The organism is Muricoccus harenae, assembly GCF_009848505.1.
GTDB lineage: Bacteria > Pseudomonadota > Alphaproteobacteria > Acetobacterales > Acetobacteraceae > Roseomonas > Roseomonas harenae.
Genome location: NZ_WWDL01000034.1, coordinates 1 through 13,113 on the forward strand (window position 1 = coordinate 1; position 13,113 = coordinate 13,113).

14 protein-coding genes and 1 pseudogene are annotated in these 13,113 nt (G+C 65.1%); 8 read left to right on the plus strand and 7 right to left on the minus strand.

Annotation, left to right across the window (positions count from 1 at the left end):
• Positions 1-148, minus strand: a 148-nt coding sequence (locus GSE44_RS20615; RefSeq protein ID WP_328799096.1) for an SDR family NAD(P)-dependent oxidoreductase, incomplete at its 3' end; no start/stop codon positions are given.
• A gap of 126 nt (positions 149-274) precedes the next feature.
• Here GSE44_RS20615 and GSE44_RS20620 point away from each other — a divergent pair.
• Positions 275-1,003: an SDR family NAD(P)-dependent oxidoreductase gene (locus tag GSE44_RS20620; protein ID WP_159350721.1), complete on the plus strand. Its 729-nt coding sequence runs from the start codon at positions 275-277 to the stop codon at positions 1,001-1,003.
• The gene (locus GSE44_RS20625; RefSeq protein WP_159350722.1) at positions 1,000-1,695 is read left to right on the plus strand and encodes an SDR family NAD(P)-dependent oxidoreductase; all 696 of its coding nucleotides are present in this window, start codon (positions 1,000-1,002) and stop codon (positions 1,693-1,695) included. Before GSE44_RS20620 ends, GSE44_RS20625 begins: the two co-directional genes overlap by 4 nt.
• A gap of 137 nt (positions 1,696-1,832) precedes the next feature.
• Here GSE44_RS20625 and GSE44_RS20630 read toward each other — a convergent pair whose 3' ends face one another.
• The 4 genes from GSE44_RS20630 to GSE44_RS20645 all read right to left on the minus strand — a co-directional run bounded on the left by GSE44_RS20630 (position 1,833) and on the right by GSE44_RS20645 (position 5,926).
• Complete coding sequence (locus tag GSE44_RS20630; RefSeq protein ID WP_159350723.1) at positions 1,833-4,136, minus strand: putative bifunctional diguanylate cyclase/phosphodiesterase; 2,304 nt, start codon at positions 4,134-4,136, stop codon at positions 1,833-1,835.
• 104 nt (positions 4,137-4,240) lie between these two features.
• Positions 4,241-4,789 (minus strand): putative pterin-binding protein, encoded by a 549-nt coding sequence (locus tag GSE44_RS20635; protein WP_235924997.1) that lies wholly within the window; start codon positions 4,787-4,789, stop codon positions 4,241-4,243.
• A gap of 40 nt (positions 4,790-4,829) precedes the next feature.
• On the minus strand, positions 4,830-5,501 hold the full coding sequence (gene folE, locus GSE44_RS20640; RefSeq protein ID WP_159350724.1) for a GTP cyclohydrolase I: 672 nt from the start codon (positions 5,499-5,501) through the stop codon (positions 4,830-4,832).
• Positions 5,502-5,581: 80 nt separating this feature from the next.
• Complete coding sequence (locus tag GSE44_RS20645; protein WP_235925006.1) at positions 5,582-5,926, minus strand: 6-pyruvoyl trahydropterin synthase family protein; 345 nt, start codon at positions 5,924-5,926, stop codon at positions 5,582-5,584.
• Between the two features lie 271 nt (positions 5,927-6,197).
• Between GSE44_RS20645 and GSE44_RS20650 the strand changes: the two genes are divergently transcribed.
• Both GSE44_RS20650 and GSE44_RS26550 read left to right on the plus strand, forming a co-directional pair.
• Positions 6,198-6,569: a hypothetical protein gene (locus tag GSE44_RS20650; protein ID WP_159350726.1), complete on the plus strand. Its 372-nt coding sequence runs from the start codon at positions 6,198-6,200 to the stop codon at positions 6,567-6,569.
• Positions 6,566-6,949, plus strand: a complete 384-nt coding sequence (locus tag GSE44_RS26550; protein ID WP_159350727.1) for a PAS domain-containing protein — start codon at positions 6,566-6,568, stop codon at positions 6,947-6,949. Before GSE44_RS20650 ends, GSE44_RS26550 begins: the two co-directional genes overlap by 4 nt.
• Here the strand turns inward: GSE44_RS26550 and GSE44_RS20660 are convergent.
• Positions 6,891-7,472, minus strand: coding sequence for a helix-turn-helix domain-containing protein (locus tag GSE44_RS20660; RefSeq protein ID WP_159350728.1), 582 nt, complete (start codon positions 7,470-7,472; stop codon positions 6,891-6,893). The two genes, GSE44_RS26550 and GSE44_RS20660, sit on opposite strands and share 59 nt — an antisense overlap.
• A gap of 649 nt (positions 7,473-8,121) precedes the next feature.
• Here GSE44_RS20660 and GSE44_RS20665 point away from each other — a divergent pair.
• The 4 genes and pseudogenes from GSE44_RS20665 (at position 8,122) to GSE44_RS20675 (ending at position 12,056) form a co-directional block, all read left to right on the plus strand.
• Complete coding sequence (locus GSE44_RS20665) at positions 8,122-8,352, plus strand: hypothetical protein (RefSeq protein ID WP_159350729.1); 231 nt, start codon at positions 8,122-8,124, stop codon at positions 8,350-8,352.
• Positions 8,353-9,002: 650 nt separating this feature from the next.
• A pseudogene (locus tag GSE44_RS25855) lies at positions 9,003-9,350 on the plus strand (IS6 family transposase); the annotation flags it as partial.
• A 351-nt stretch (positions 9,351-9,701) separates the two neighbouring features.
• Complete coding sequence (locus GSE44_RS25860) at positions 9,702-11,003, plus strand: DUF4403 family protein (protein ID WP_235925007.1); 1,302 nt, start codon at positions 9,702-9,704, stop codon at positions 11,001-11,003.
• 111 nt (positions 11,004-11,114) lie between these two features.
• Complete coding sequence (locus GSE44_RS20675) at positions 11,115-12,056, plus strand: coiled-coil domain-containing protein (RefSeq protein WP_159350731.1); 942 nt, start codon at positions 11,115-11,117, stop codon at positions 12,054-12,056.
• Positions 12,057-12,077: 21 nt separating this feature from the next.
• On the opposite strand, the gene GSE44_RS20680 is transcribed toward GSE44_RS20675, so the two are convergent.
• Positions 12,078-13,073, minus strand: a complete 996-nt coding sequence (locus GSE44_RS20680; protein ID WP_159350732.1) for a Bug family tripartite tricarboxylate transporter substrate binding protein — start codon at positions 13,071-13,073, stop codon at positions 12,078-12,080.
• Between the last annotated feature and the right edge of the window lie 40 nt (positions 13,074-13,113).

Sequence of the window (13,113 nt, forward strand, 5' to 3'; positions counted from 1 at the left end):
CCACCTCCTCCGCCTCCGCCAGGCTGCTGCCGTAATGCACGGCCACGTCAAAGCCGGCCTCCGCCAGCCCGAGCGCGATGGCACGGCCAATGCGCTTCGCGGCGCCAGTCACGAGGGCTGCTCGGGGGATGCCGGGAGGAATGGACATGTGCCGCCTTAAATTGGGCCGCCCCCAACGCGGCGGGAGGGGCGGACTGCCCCGATGCATCCTCCTGCTCTAGGATGTGGCGGCGAGCAACCCGGCAGAAGCAGAGAATTCGTGCAGGACAGAAGCATGCAGACGACCATCGCGCAGACTGGCCTGGCGGGGAAGCGTGCCCTGGTCACGGGCCATTGCGGCGGCATCGGGCGAGCCATAGTCGCGGTGCTGGAAGCCTCCGGCGCCACGGTGCAGGGCCTGGACCGCCCGGAGCACGACCTGCTCGACATCGCCTCCATCGCCCCCGCCGTCGAGGCCGCCGCCGGGCGGATGGGCGGGCTGGACCTGCTGGTGAACAATGCCGGCGACACCATGATCGGCACCCTGCTCGATACGCCGCTTGCCGAGGCCGAGCGGATCATGCGGATCAACTGGCTCGCTCCCTTTGCGGTCATGCAGGCCGCCCTGCCGCATCTGCTGCGCCAGGGCGGCGCGGTGGTGAACATCGCCTCCGACCAGGCGCTGATCGGCAAACCCGCCTCCGCGGCCTATGGCGCATCCAAGGCCGCGCTGGCGCAGATGACGCGCTCCGCCGCGCTCGACTTCGCGGGACAGGGGGTGCGCTTCAACGCCATCGCCCCCGGCAGCACCGACACGCCTATGCTTCGCGCTGTCCTCGCCGACCTCGCCGCTCGCGACGCGTCCCGCCCGGCCAGCGACGCCACCTACACCGAGGCCGTCCCCCAGCGCCGCTTCGCCCATCCCGCCGAAGTCGCGGCGGTGGTCGCCTTCCTCCTCTCGGATCATGCAAGCTTCGTCACCGGCATCGTCATGCCCGTCGATGGCGGAACCACCGCCGCATGAGTGCCATCCTCGTCACCGGCGGCACCCGCGGCATCGGCCTCGCCTGCGCCCGCCTCCTGGCCCACCAGGGCCATCCGGTGATCGCCGCTGCGCGCCGCGCCCCCGCCACGCCCCTGCCGGACGGCATCCGCCACATCCCCTGCGACGTGGCCGAACCCGCTTCCGTCCGCGCCCTCTTCGACACCGCCGGCCCGATCCGCGCGGTGGTCCTCGCCGCCGGCAGCGCGGGCGGCGACCCCGCCACCCCGGACGAGGCGCATTGGCGCCGCATCATCTCCACCAATCTCGACGGCGCCTGGCGCTGCGCCGAGGCCGCCGCCCCCCGTCTGCCGGACCGCGAGGGCCGCATCCTCTTCCTTGCCTCCGTCCTCGGCCTGCGCGCCGTGCCGGACCAGGTAGCCTATTCCGCCGCCAAGCACGGGGTGATCGGGCTGATGAAGGCGCTCGCGCTCCGCCTCGCCCCGCGCGGCATCACCGTGAACGCCCTCTGCCCCGGCTGGGTGGATACGGACATGGCCCGCGCCCGCTGGGCCGAACTCCGCATGACGGCAGAAGAGGCCGCGGCCGGCACCCCCACCGCCCGCATCACCACGGCCGAGGAGGTGGCGGAGATGGCTGCCTTCCTTCTCTCCCCAGCCGGCGGGAACATCACGGGGCAGGCCATCGCGCTGGATGGTGGGGCGGGGTTGTGATCCAGGCTGGATTACGCGATCAGCCAGGATACTTCCGCAGGACGACAGCAGACACAGCCAATCTGCCGAGCAGACGGAACGCCGGCGTCCCGGCAGGAAACACTTCAAAGTTTCTGATGGCTCTTATCTGAACAAACTCAGCCGACGGCCACCAATCTGGGCTGCTTTTCCTCGAACCAGTGCCCGAGCTTCTCAACAGGCTCCGCTTGCCCAAAGAAGTATCCTTGCGCCTCCGTGCAGCCGGCTTCGCGGACCTGGTCCAGTTGAGCACTGCTCTCCACACCCTCAGCGGTCGCTGTCATCCCAAGCCTTACTGCAAGCTGAGCCACGGAGCGCACGATCGCCAGACAATCCGCACGGGAGGCCATGTCCCGGACAAAGGACTGGTCAATCTTGATCTTGTCGAAGGGAAAGCTTCGCAGGTAGGTCAGCGACGAGTACTTCGTTCCGAAATCGTCGAGCGCGGTGCGCACGCCCAATGCACGCAGACTGTGAAGCGTCCCGATTACCGCCTCACTGTCCTGAAGAAGCGCTGATTCGGTGATCTCCAACTCAAGACGGGATGCCGCAAGTCCGGACTGGAGCAGTGTGTCGCGAACCAGTTCAGAGAGATCGCCACCCGCGAACTGAACCGGCGAGATATTGACAGCAATTTTGACAAAGCTTGGGAAGGTCACTGCATCCGCGCAGGCCCGGCGCAGAACCCACTCACCGATTGGTACGATCAAACCGGTCTCTTCTGCAATTGAGATGAAGTCAGCCGGAGACACCATGCCGCGCACCGGGTGCCGCCAACGAAGAAGCGCTTCAAACCCGCTTAGCTGCCCGCGCTGGAGATCGAGCAAGGGCTGATAGTGCAGTTCAAGCTCGCCACGGTCCAGGGCCCCGCGCAAATCAGCCTCCAGGTCCATCCTCGCCTGCAACTCGGCCGCCATCGATGCCTCGAAGATCCGGTAAGTCCCCCGCCCGGCTGCCTTCGCCTCGTAAAGCGCCATATCGGCGTGCTTGAGGAGGGTGTCTCCATCGGGAGTGGATGACGTCGCGGCCGCGATGCCGACGCTGACGCCCACCGACGCCTGGAATTTGGCAAGATCGAATGGCGTGCTCAAGGACTTGATGATGCGCTGAGCAAGCGTCTCGACGTTATCCGGCAGAGCCCCCTTTCCTTGAAGTAGCACAGCGAACTCGTCGCCACCCAGCCTCGCGATAAGGTCACCATCGCGCATGCATTCGCGAATCCGGCCGGCCGCCAGGCGCAGCAACTCATCGCCCGCATGGTGGCCGAGCGTGTCATTCACGTTCTTGAACTGATCGAGGTCGAGGAACATCACCGCTACGTCAGCGCCGACGCGATGGAGCGCCCCGTCGAGCCGCGTTGTGAACTGCCGCCGGTTCGGAAAGCCGGTGAGGGCATCGTGGTTCGCGAGATGCCGGATCCTGGCTTCGGACCGGCGACTCTCCGTCACATCCTCGTAGGTCGTCACCCACCCGCCATTAGGAAGCGGCTGGTGCGAGATGGAGAGCGACCGACCTTCTCCGTCCTCCTGCACGAAGGTCGAGGCATGCGACCGTGCGGCCTGTGCCTGGTGCTCGGCCCAGGCCGATCCGCCGCCTTCCCGCTCGAAGTCAGCGGGCCCTGACTGGATCCCCAGGAGGTCAGCTGCATGAGCTCCTGGCTTCGCTGCGCCCGGTTCAAGATGAAAGATCTCGCTGAAACGCCGATTGCTGACGATGAGCCGGTGCTCGGCATCGAACATACCGAGCCCCTGCGACATGTTGTTGAGCGCCGCATCGAAGAGCTCGTTCTGCCGCCGGAGCTCAGCATCGCGCGCCCGCACTTCAGCGTTTGACCGGGCGAGAAGACGGTTGCGCCAGAATGTCGTCGCGGCAAGTGCCAAACAGCATGCAATGAGGCCAAGCAAAAGCCTTGAGAACACAAAATGGAGCCGGTCGAGTTCCTGCGTGTCCTCTGTCGCGAGGTCGGCACCATGCGCATGAGCGATCGATGAGAGGCGCGCCATCGGGCCATTGATCTGCTGGAACTTGCTCATCAGCTGAGCAATGCTGGCTGGGTCACCAAGGGAGCCAAGCAGAGGCCGCGAGCTTTCTACAGCCGCCTGAAGCTGATCGACGGACCGGACCAGTTCGTCGTGTGAGAGTATGAACGCCCCCGTCTCTCCACTCCTCAAGACGGAGACCCTGCTCTCGACGATCTCGAGCCACGTCTCAAGAAGATCCCGCTCAACCTCGCCACGGGTCAGCGTGAAGGCGCCAATCGCTGCCTGCAGCCTGGATACCTCCTGCGCCGCTTGCCCTACGGTCCAAGCGATGTTGTACCGGGAGAGCTTGCTGACCGCCTCCTGCCTGACGGAAATCAGGTGGGAGGCATACACGGCGCCCGCCCCGAGGAGCAGGGCGAATGCGACAGAGAAGATCTGCACGCCACTACCGGCGGTTATGGGCGAAATGCGCCAGCGCTTGGGCTGTCTGCCTCCACCCGAGGCCTGCCCCCGTGTTCTCCCAGACCACGGGGCGCCCCAGTTGATCACCGGACTATGAGCTGGGCAACCGACCAGGCCGAGCGGCTGTAGTAAAGCCTCGCACGGAGCTCCGGGTCAGAGTCATAAGGGTAAACGATGAAGAGCGGACCTCTTTCGCTCACGCGCATCGGGGCACCATTTCGGCGCGTCGCCAGAAGCACGCCAAACCGCGCGAAATCGGCAATCGGAATGTCGGTCGAGTAGTCGTTCAGCGCGACGGCGGTCAGTGTTTGCCCGCTTGCCCCGACCGCCTCCATCAGTCTCGCCATGGGAACGCCATCGAAGCGCACCGGGGCGTCATACCAAGGGGTGTTGGTCGTGATCGTCGCCGAGCCCATGCCCTCCAGCATGGCCCGGTCGAAGACCGCAGCATCCCCCTCATTCGTCACCTGGATCTTGCCCGTGACCCTCAGGATCGGTGACTGGCTTGGACGCGGGAGCGATGAGCCCTGGTGCGGAGCCGGGGCCTGCGCCCGCACGCGGCCTGTCGCCGCCACGGCGGCAACCGTGCCGAGCGTCACCATGAGGGCGCGTTTGCTGACACACCGATCCATCACGCTGGTATCCTTTCGCACTGAAAAATCGGGGCTGAACTCAGCGCGACGCTGTCTCGAGAGACGAACATTCGCGCAGGAACTCGTCTTTCAGGCCTGCCTCCTCGGTGAAGGCTCCGAAGTAGGCACTGGTCATCATGCGGCCGCTTCCCGCGCGAACGCCGCGCTGCATCCGGCACATATGGGCCGCAGAGATGCGAACCGCCAGACCGCGAGGGGCCGTGTTCTGCCAGAGGAAGTCACCGACCTGCTGAACGAGCTCCTCCTGGGTCTGCAGGCGGGCCGCGAAGTGATCAACGATCCGGTCATACTTCGACAGCCCGAGCACCTTACCTGTGGCAGAGGGCAGCACACCGATGAAGGCCTCTCCACGGATAGGCATCAGGTGATGCGCGCAGGTGGAGCGGACCTCGATCGGCCCCGTCACGATCAGACCATGGTAGCCTAGCCGGTTCTCGAAGTCGGTGAGCTCCGGGGGCGCAACACTGCGCCCGCGCAGAAGTTCGTTCACAAGCATCTTGGCCACCCGTCGAGGCGTGCCGCGAGTGTTAGGGTCGTTGCGGTGGTCGATGCGCAATACGTCGAGGAGTTCCTCCAGCTTCGCGCTGGCCGTACAAATCATCGCCTCCCGCTCATCCGAGGTGAGCGGAGCGTCTAGGGCCTCATTGGCAGCGCTGGGGCGGGATTGCAGACGGCGAAGTGCAACGCTCACTGAAGATCTCCTTGAACGGGTAGGCACGCACTCGGCGGATTGTGTGCTGTGTGCTTGACCAGAAGCAGATCGAGAGACGATTAGCGCCTGTTGCGGTACACGACGCCCTCGCCGGCCCCTTCGAGCCCGCGGCGCACCTCAACCCGGTCGACGCCGGGGATCGCCTGATCGAGATGTCGGCAGATCCACCCGGCTACATTCTCCAGGGTCGGGATCTCCAGGCCTTCGATGTCGTTCAGGTAGGTATGGTCTACCTTCCGCCGCAAAGCCGAGATAACCGGTTCGACCTCAAGCAGATCATGGGACCAGCCGAAAACCGGGTCCGGCTCGCCGGTAAGCACGACCTTGACCTTGAAGGTATGCCCATGAAGCGGGGTATCGGGGGTGGTCTTGTGCGCGGCTTCGAAGGCAAATTCCCGGAACATCTCGATCACGACCATTGCACCCGAAAATAGTGTGGCGCGAACCGCGGGTGACCCTCACACGCCGTCCGTGCTGCTTGGCAGAACCTACAACTAATCAGGCGCAATTAGTCAACTTTTCTTGATGGCAATCAATGTAGCGCGAACATGGCTGCCTTGGCGCTCTCGCGGGGCTTCGTTGGCAGGCGTCCCACCGCCGACTCTGCTGCCGAAACGGTCAAGGTCCACGGTGTCGAGCCCAATGCCTAGCTGTGGGACCTTGAGCGCGTGGTCGGTGATCATCCAGCCTGCCGCCTCGACGAACTGCTGGCTCAAACTGCTTATGCAGGGAGCGCCTACAGCTGAACTGGACGGCGCCACCAACGGCCGCGGCATGGCCCTCTTTGCCGAGGCTGCATGGGCGGTGGCCCTCGGGCGCCGCATCATCCTGCCGATCGACGCTCTCACGATGAAGGCGAGGGACGTGACCCTCAGTGGCGGCACGCTGAAGGGGGTGCCTTCGTTGGATGTCACTGCGTTCGAGGCGCTTCGACGCAGTATTGCCGAGGCGGAAGCGGCACTGCATTGGGGGGAGGTTCACTTTGCCCGGGCCTCGATGTCGCCCCGGCCGGCGCTTGGGGGTAGGATCTGGCCACCGGCGTCATGAGCAGCTCGCCGGGACCTGGGGAGCAGTTGACCGGCTGTGCGGAGCGCCCCGTCTGCAACTGCGAAATCCAGCTCAAGTCAATTCACCCGGCAGACCATCCTATCGTGCATGACGCAGTGCGGCGGGTCCTAGAACGGGAGACCAATGACTACGAGGCCGAATTCCGCGCTGTTTGTCCGGACGGCACGGTGCGTTGGCTACGTTCGGTCGGCCCGGTCACAGCGGACGCGGACGGGAGTGCCCGTGAGATCAGGGGGGGTCTCTGCCAGCCCCGTCTGACTGGGCCCGCCACCCGCGGAGATGTCGGCATTGGCGCTTTCACTACCTCGAAGCAATCAGAGCCCTGTAAAGCGCGATCTCCTCGCGGACGGCAGCCATGACCATCTCCGCAGCATCGTCAGAGATGGCGATGCAGACCCGGCGCCTGTCTGTGCCATGAAGGTAGCGCCGGATAAACTTGGCTTCCTCCAGCGCTGTCAGCTTCCGTAACGCCGTGCTCTGGGGCGCGCCAGAGGCAATGCAGACGGACGACACCGACACATGCTCACCCTCGGCACGGGCGGCGGTGAGGTCGACCAACATGTCCCAGGTAGGCCAGTCGAAGAACTCGCTGGGCGCATTGCGGCGACGGCGCGCGCGAAGCCTGGATAGCCGCTTCAGTTCATCGGCCCCGAAGCAATTGGCACCGGCCTTCCCATCTAACCCCTCTTCTGGGAGGTCCTCCTCCATGAAGGGCGCAGGCTTTGCCTGGACCGCCTCTGCTTCCAGAGCCGCGAAGAGCCGCTCAGAGCTCGCCTTCAGCTGTGCCAGCAGGGCCACTGCATCCTGCTCGGGCCTCTCGAGTTCGGAGTCTCCCATCGAGGAAGGGTTTTGGTCCGGCGGAACTGAGAGTATCTGGTTCAAGGCTTTGGCACCTGAGGCTCGGATCGAGCCAGTAGCGTATATCTGTTCCAATCACAAAAACGTGAGAGCTTATTGCACGTTCAGGTTGAGCGCAGCTGTAAGCCACACGGCTGTTGCATCGGCGCCACAACCAACTGAGCCTGCACTCAGGCACTGCATGGCGTGGTGGCAATCGACAACGGCCGATTTGAGCCCCGGACAGCAAAAAGCCGCCGCTCTCAGCGAAAGGGACGGCAGCCGCGGGAAGGTCTGGGAGTGGGGTAAGGCAGGTCTAAGCTGCACTGCGCCGGTCATCAGTCATGGGCGCGTGCGACGGCGAGGCGCTGGCAGGGAAGCCACCCTCGCCTCTTCATCGACATACGCCTCCCACTCGGTATTGAGGCGCGGTCCACTCTCCAGTGGACCTCGGCCTTGCCTTCGGGATCCGGAATTCGTCGACCGCACTCCTGTAACGTCCCGTTACTTCGGGATGACGTGACGCCCCCTGCGGATCCGTAAGGAATTGCTGCACTAGGTGCAGGTCAGGTCCCAACATGGATCAGTTACTTAGATCGGTGGCCTGCTGCTGCGTCATCATGTGCGCTACAGCGCCCTGGCGCCGCCGCACGACGACTGAGGATCTTTGCTTTATGCCTATGGCCGAGGGCACATGACCGCCGAACTCGATACCTTGCTTGGCCTTCAAGCGCAGCTCGAGACAAAGCTCGCGGCCGCACGTACAAAGTACCAGGCGGAGTTCGCCCGGCTCGATCGCCAGACAGAGACGCAATACAGCAAAATCCGAGCCGACATCGACTGGGCGGAAGCTGAAGTTCGACGCATCGAGGAGCAACTGCAGGACGTGCGGCGAAAGTTGGTGGGCGCGCCGCTAAAGCCGTAGTAGGCGGCACAGTGGGGCCGGCTTCCACTCAGACCAATTCAGCAGTGCCCAGGCCAAGCGGCATTGCTGCGGCGTCATGGTCCGCATCCTCCAGCGGCTTGCCGTCTCCCTGGTAGCACGAAGCTCACGCGCGCCTCCGCAACGCCGAGGAAGCTGGCAACGCCCGAAATGTGCAGCGAATGGAGGCTTTCTCCCATGCCGTCGCAATCGATCAGGACGAGCCGCTCACCGCGACTATCCAGCCCTGAGTCAGACAGGGGCGGGGAGGAGAGCCAAGGCGGAGGCAGCTAGAACACTCGTTCAGCTCAACTCCGAGGCAGGCCGGTAGATGATAACGATGCGCTACTCTGGTCCCTGTGCGACGACCTGGCCGCCGCTGGAGGCGGGGTGTGAGCAAGCGCCGCGGTGGACAGCAGATCGGCTTTGAACACACACGCTGTGGTTGTGTAACGCAGCTGTGCTGCAATGCCAAGATCATCATAGGTTAGTATCACGCCGGGTACCGAGCTGCTTCCGATCCAGATCCTCGATGGCCCCCGACCACCCCCCGGACGGGGTGCCTTCTCATGAGCTGCACCCGGAAAGGGGACGGCATTGACAAGTTGATGGCGGTGGTCGGAATGACCAAACTGGGTCAGATCGATGGGATGATGCCAGACCCCGCCACCTACCCTGGGTACCGCTTCCCGGCAGAGATCATCAGCCCCGCTGTCTGGCTCTATCACGTGTCCAGCTTGAGCCTGCGGGATGTGGAACTTATCCTGGCGGACCGAGGCATTGCCGTCCCTCACGAGAGCATCCGGTGCTGGTGCCGCGAGTTCGGTTCGGGGTTCGCGGCGAAGCTGCGGCGCCGCCGGCCAAAGCCGGGCGACACCTGGCACCTCGGTGAGGTGTTTTTGCGGATCAATGGCGTGCTGCATGACCTCTGGCGAGCCGTGGACCAGCATGGGGTGGTGCTGGATATCCTGGTTCAGGATCGGCGGAATGGGAGCGCAGCCAAGCGGATGTGGGTTTCCTTAAAGGCTAGAAGGTGCGGACGCCGAGCTGTTGATCCTGTAACCGTGGACCCAGCACCCAATCCCGCGTCCTCCGACGCTCGGCACGTCCCGCCTGGTGAACGCTTTCGAGGCGCTTGCCTAAAGGTGCAGAACCAGCCCGGTCGGGGTTATCTTCCGGCAATGGCGAGTGGATCAGTCCGGCAATATTGGACCGCATGGGGAACGGCGGGGGCTCTGGCGGTGCTGGCCATGGGAGCCGGCGCTGTCTGGATGCGAGGGCACGATACCCTTCTGGCCAGCGAGCCACCTCGTCGCGCGACCCAGCTGGACCTCCCGGCCCAGGAGAGCCGGGTGGCGCTGCAGCTTCGCCTGCCACTCGATCTGCTGCGGAAGGCAGTCGGACGGGCACTGCCGGCCGAGTTGCATCTAGCCAGCGAGGAGGGAGCCGACACGCGCTATGCGCTGACGCTGCGCCGCACGAGCGACGTCGTGCTGGAGGAGATCAATGGGCGCCTTAGCGCCCGGGTAGCGGTGGCGCTGAGCGGCACGGTGGGTCTCGGCGGTGGCTTGGCTGACCTGCTGGCGCTGGGTGAGAAGAATATCGATGCGGCGGCCGAGGTGCAGGCTGATTTGGGCCTGACGGTGGACAGGGACTGGTGTCCAGCGCCGGAGGTGGCGGTGTCCTATCGCTGGACCCGCAGCCCGCGGATGGAAGTCGTTGGCGGCATCTGGATGGATGTGGAGGCGCGCGTTCGCGCCCAGGTCGAAGAGGCAGTACACGGCATACCAGCGCAAATCGCAGTGCTGCTTCCATGCGGCATGGTGCGCGAGCGCGCCCTGGCACTGTGGGATCCGCGGACCATTCGGGTGCAGCTACCCGCAGCGCCGCCGTTGTATGTCGGTATTCATCCGCAGGCGGTGGGGCTTGGCGAGATCGTGGCGCGCAACGATGCACTGCAGGTGACGCTGGGACTGCGAGCGCGCACCACCGTATCCTCTGTGGCGCCCAAGCCCGCGCCACCGGGCTTCCTGCCGCCGCTGGCGGCCATGCCGGCTGGAGGAAGTAGCGGTCGGCTGCGGCTGTCTGTCCCCGTCCGCGCCGGCTACGACATGATCCGAGACTGGCTGATGCGGGAGTTCGGAGGGCGCGACATATCGGTTGAGACTCCGCTGGGAACGGTGCAGCTAAGGGTGAAGGAGATCTTCCTCTACCCGAGCGCCCCCGCCATCGCGCTGGCCATCACCTTCAGTGCCGACCTGCCAGGTATTTTGCCGGACACGAATGGGCGAGTGGTGTTCTCCGGCCGTCCAGTCTTAAGCCAAGGCGGCACGCGCGTGGGGCTGGAGGAGTTGCGCTTCGCTCGGAACCTCGACAGTACAGTGTGGTCGCTTGCGACCCTTCTCCTCGAGCGGCACCTCCGCGAGCGGATTGAGGCTCTCGCGGTGTACGATCTGCAAGTGGTAATGGACGGGGCACTGACAGAGCTACAGCACCGGTTGTCTGATCCTGACTTTACGGGTGGGCTGCGGGTTAGCCTGGTGCGGCCGAGTATGCGGCTCGAGCGCATGGTGCTGGAGAACGATGCCCTAACGGTCCTGGGTACAACGGAGGCCGGGCTGGAAGCGGAGATTGCTGCCATACCGCTACCGTGAGGCAGATTTGGCAGTGGGCGGCCAATCCTGCGATCCCGATCAACCCACTGGGGAAGTGGACTTGCCGCAGTTTGTCCGCTAGCTGGCCAGCAAATGACCAGGCGAACCTCCATGGACGATGAGGCGAAGCCGTACCTGCTGTCAGAGGCTGCGGAGCTGATTGGCGTCTCTGTGAATGCACTGCGAAAGCGCATCACACGTCGAAAGATGCGGGCAAACCGCAGCAATGAGGACGGTCTGTGGCGGGTGTGGCTAACCTCCTCCGAAATACAGGAAGCCAAGGCTGGACGGCTCGATGAGCAAGCCGGTGAAAGGCGAGCATTCAAAGTTCTAAAAGGCGAGACCGCGACCCTTCGTGCTGCGTTGAGCCGAGAACGGAACCGAGCGGACAAGGCCGAGGCCGAGCTCGCTGTGGCGCGGGCACTTGCCGATCAGCGCGCAGCCGAGCTGGCAGAGATGCGTGAACGAGCGGCACGGGCTGAGGGGGAAGCTGCGGCCCTACGTACCCAAGGTCAGGCGGATCGGGAGCGGGCCGCGCAGTTAGTGCGAGAGCGGGACACCGCACAGGCCAATCTGGCAGAGATGCGGCGGGTGCTGGGGCAGGCCGCTGGCGCCGCAGCCGGCCTCCAGGAAGCGGTCAAGATCGCCGAGGCAGGCCGGCACGACGCGGAGAGCCGAGCCGCGGCCGTTCAAGGCGAGCGAGACGTCGCAATTCGTAGGGCGGAGGAAGCCGAGCTGCAGTCTTCGAAGACCCAGACGCGCCTGGCCCAAGTTGAGGCAGAAGCAGAAGCTGCCCGAGGGCAGGGCGTAGATCTGGCCGAACTGGAGGCAGCTCAAGCTCGTGCCCGGGAGGCAGAGCAGCAGGTCGAGGGCGCAAGGCGGCTGGCTGATGAGGCGGAGCGCCGCGCGATGGCTGCGACCAGTCGCCTGGACCGCATTCAGCGGGCACGAATTGATGAGGCGCACGCCGCCGCATTGGCCGCCCGGACCAACCATGAAGCGACGTCTCCATCCATTTGGCAGCGCATCTTTGGACGGGCGAGACGATCCTGACCGCGTAGGGGCAACGGCCGGCTACTCTGGCTCGATCCCCACCGTCTTCCCGATGCTGACCGCGCGCTGCACCTCAGCACGGATGAAGTCGCGCGTGGCATCTGGCCCGAGGTCGCGCGGCTCTAGCCCCGCCGCGACGATGAGTCGCCGCGCCTCAGACATGGCCTGCACCCGCGCAATATCGGCCGCAATACGATCCACGATGGGGCGGGGCGTACGCGCGGGCGCGAGGATGGCGAACCACGCCTCCATGGCCGTGTCGCCGATTTCCAGTTCCGCGAAGGTCGGGACTTGTGGAAGGTCCGGGTGGCGCTCGGCGGAGGTGATCGAGAGCAGGCGCAACTCGCCCGCCTTGGCCTGGGTCATGACCCCCGGCAGTGTGGAGACGGCGAAGGCGAGCGTGCCGGCCAGGAGGTCGTTCAGCACCGGTGCCGCACCGCGGTAGGCGGCATGCACCGCCGAGAGGCCGTGCTTGCGCAACCACACCTCCTCGATGAGATGGGCGGTGGAGCCAGGGCCGGGCGAGCCATAGGTGAGCTTGCCTGGCTCCTTGCGAATCGCCTGTGCCAAGTCGTCCATTGTCCGGATCGCAGATTTCGATGGGACGGCGAAGGCATGCGGCGTAGCCGCCACCAGCGAGATCGGCTCGAAGTCTGCCACCGGATCGTAGGTCATGCGCCGGAACATCGCGACGTTCAGGGCGTGCGTCTGGATGTTGCCGAGCCCGATTGTGTATCCATCGGGCGCCGAGCGCGCCAGGGCCTCTGCGCCAATCATCCCCGAGGCGCCCGAGCGGTTCTCGACCACGACGGGCTGCCCCCAAAGGCTGGAGAGGCGCTGGCCGATGACTCGCGCGGGCGGATCGGCGGAGCCGCCCGGCGGATAAGGCACGATCAGCCGCACTCCTCTGGTGGGAAAGGCCTCCTGGGCCCAGACGGGGCAAGCCGCCAAAAGGGTGGAGGCGGCACCCAGCAGCACGCGGCGTCCGATCGTGGCTGAAGCAGTGTCTTCGTTCATGCTTCCTTTTCCTCCAAGCGATTCTGCCCCGCTTCAACGG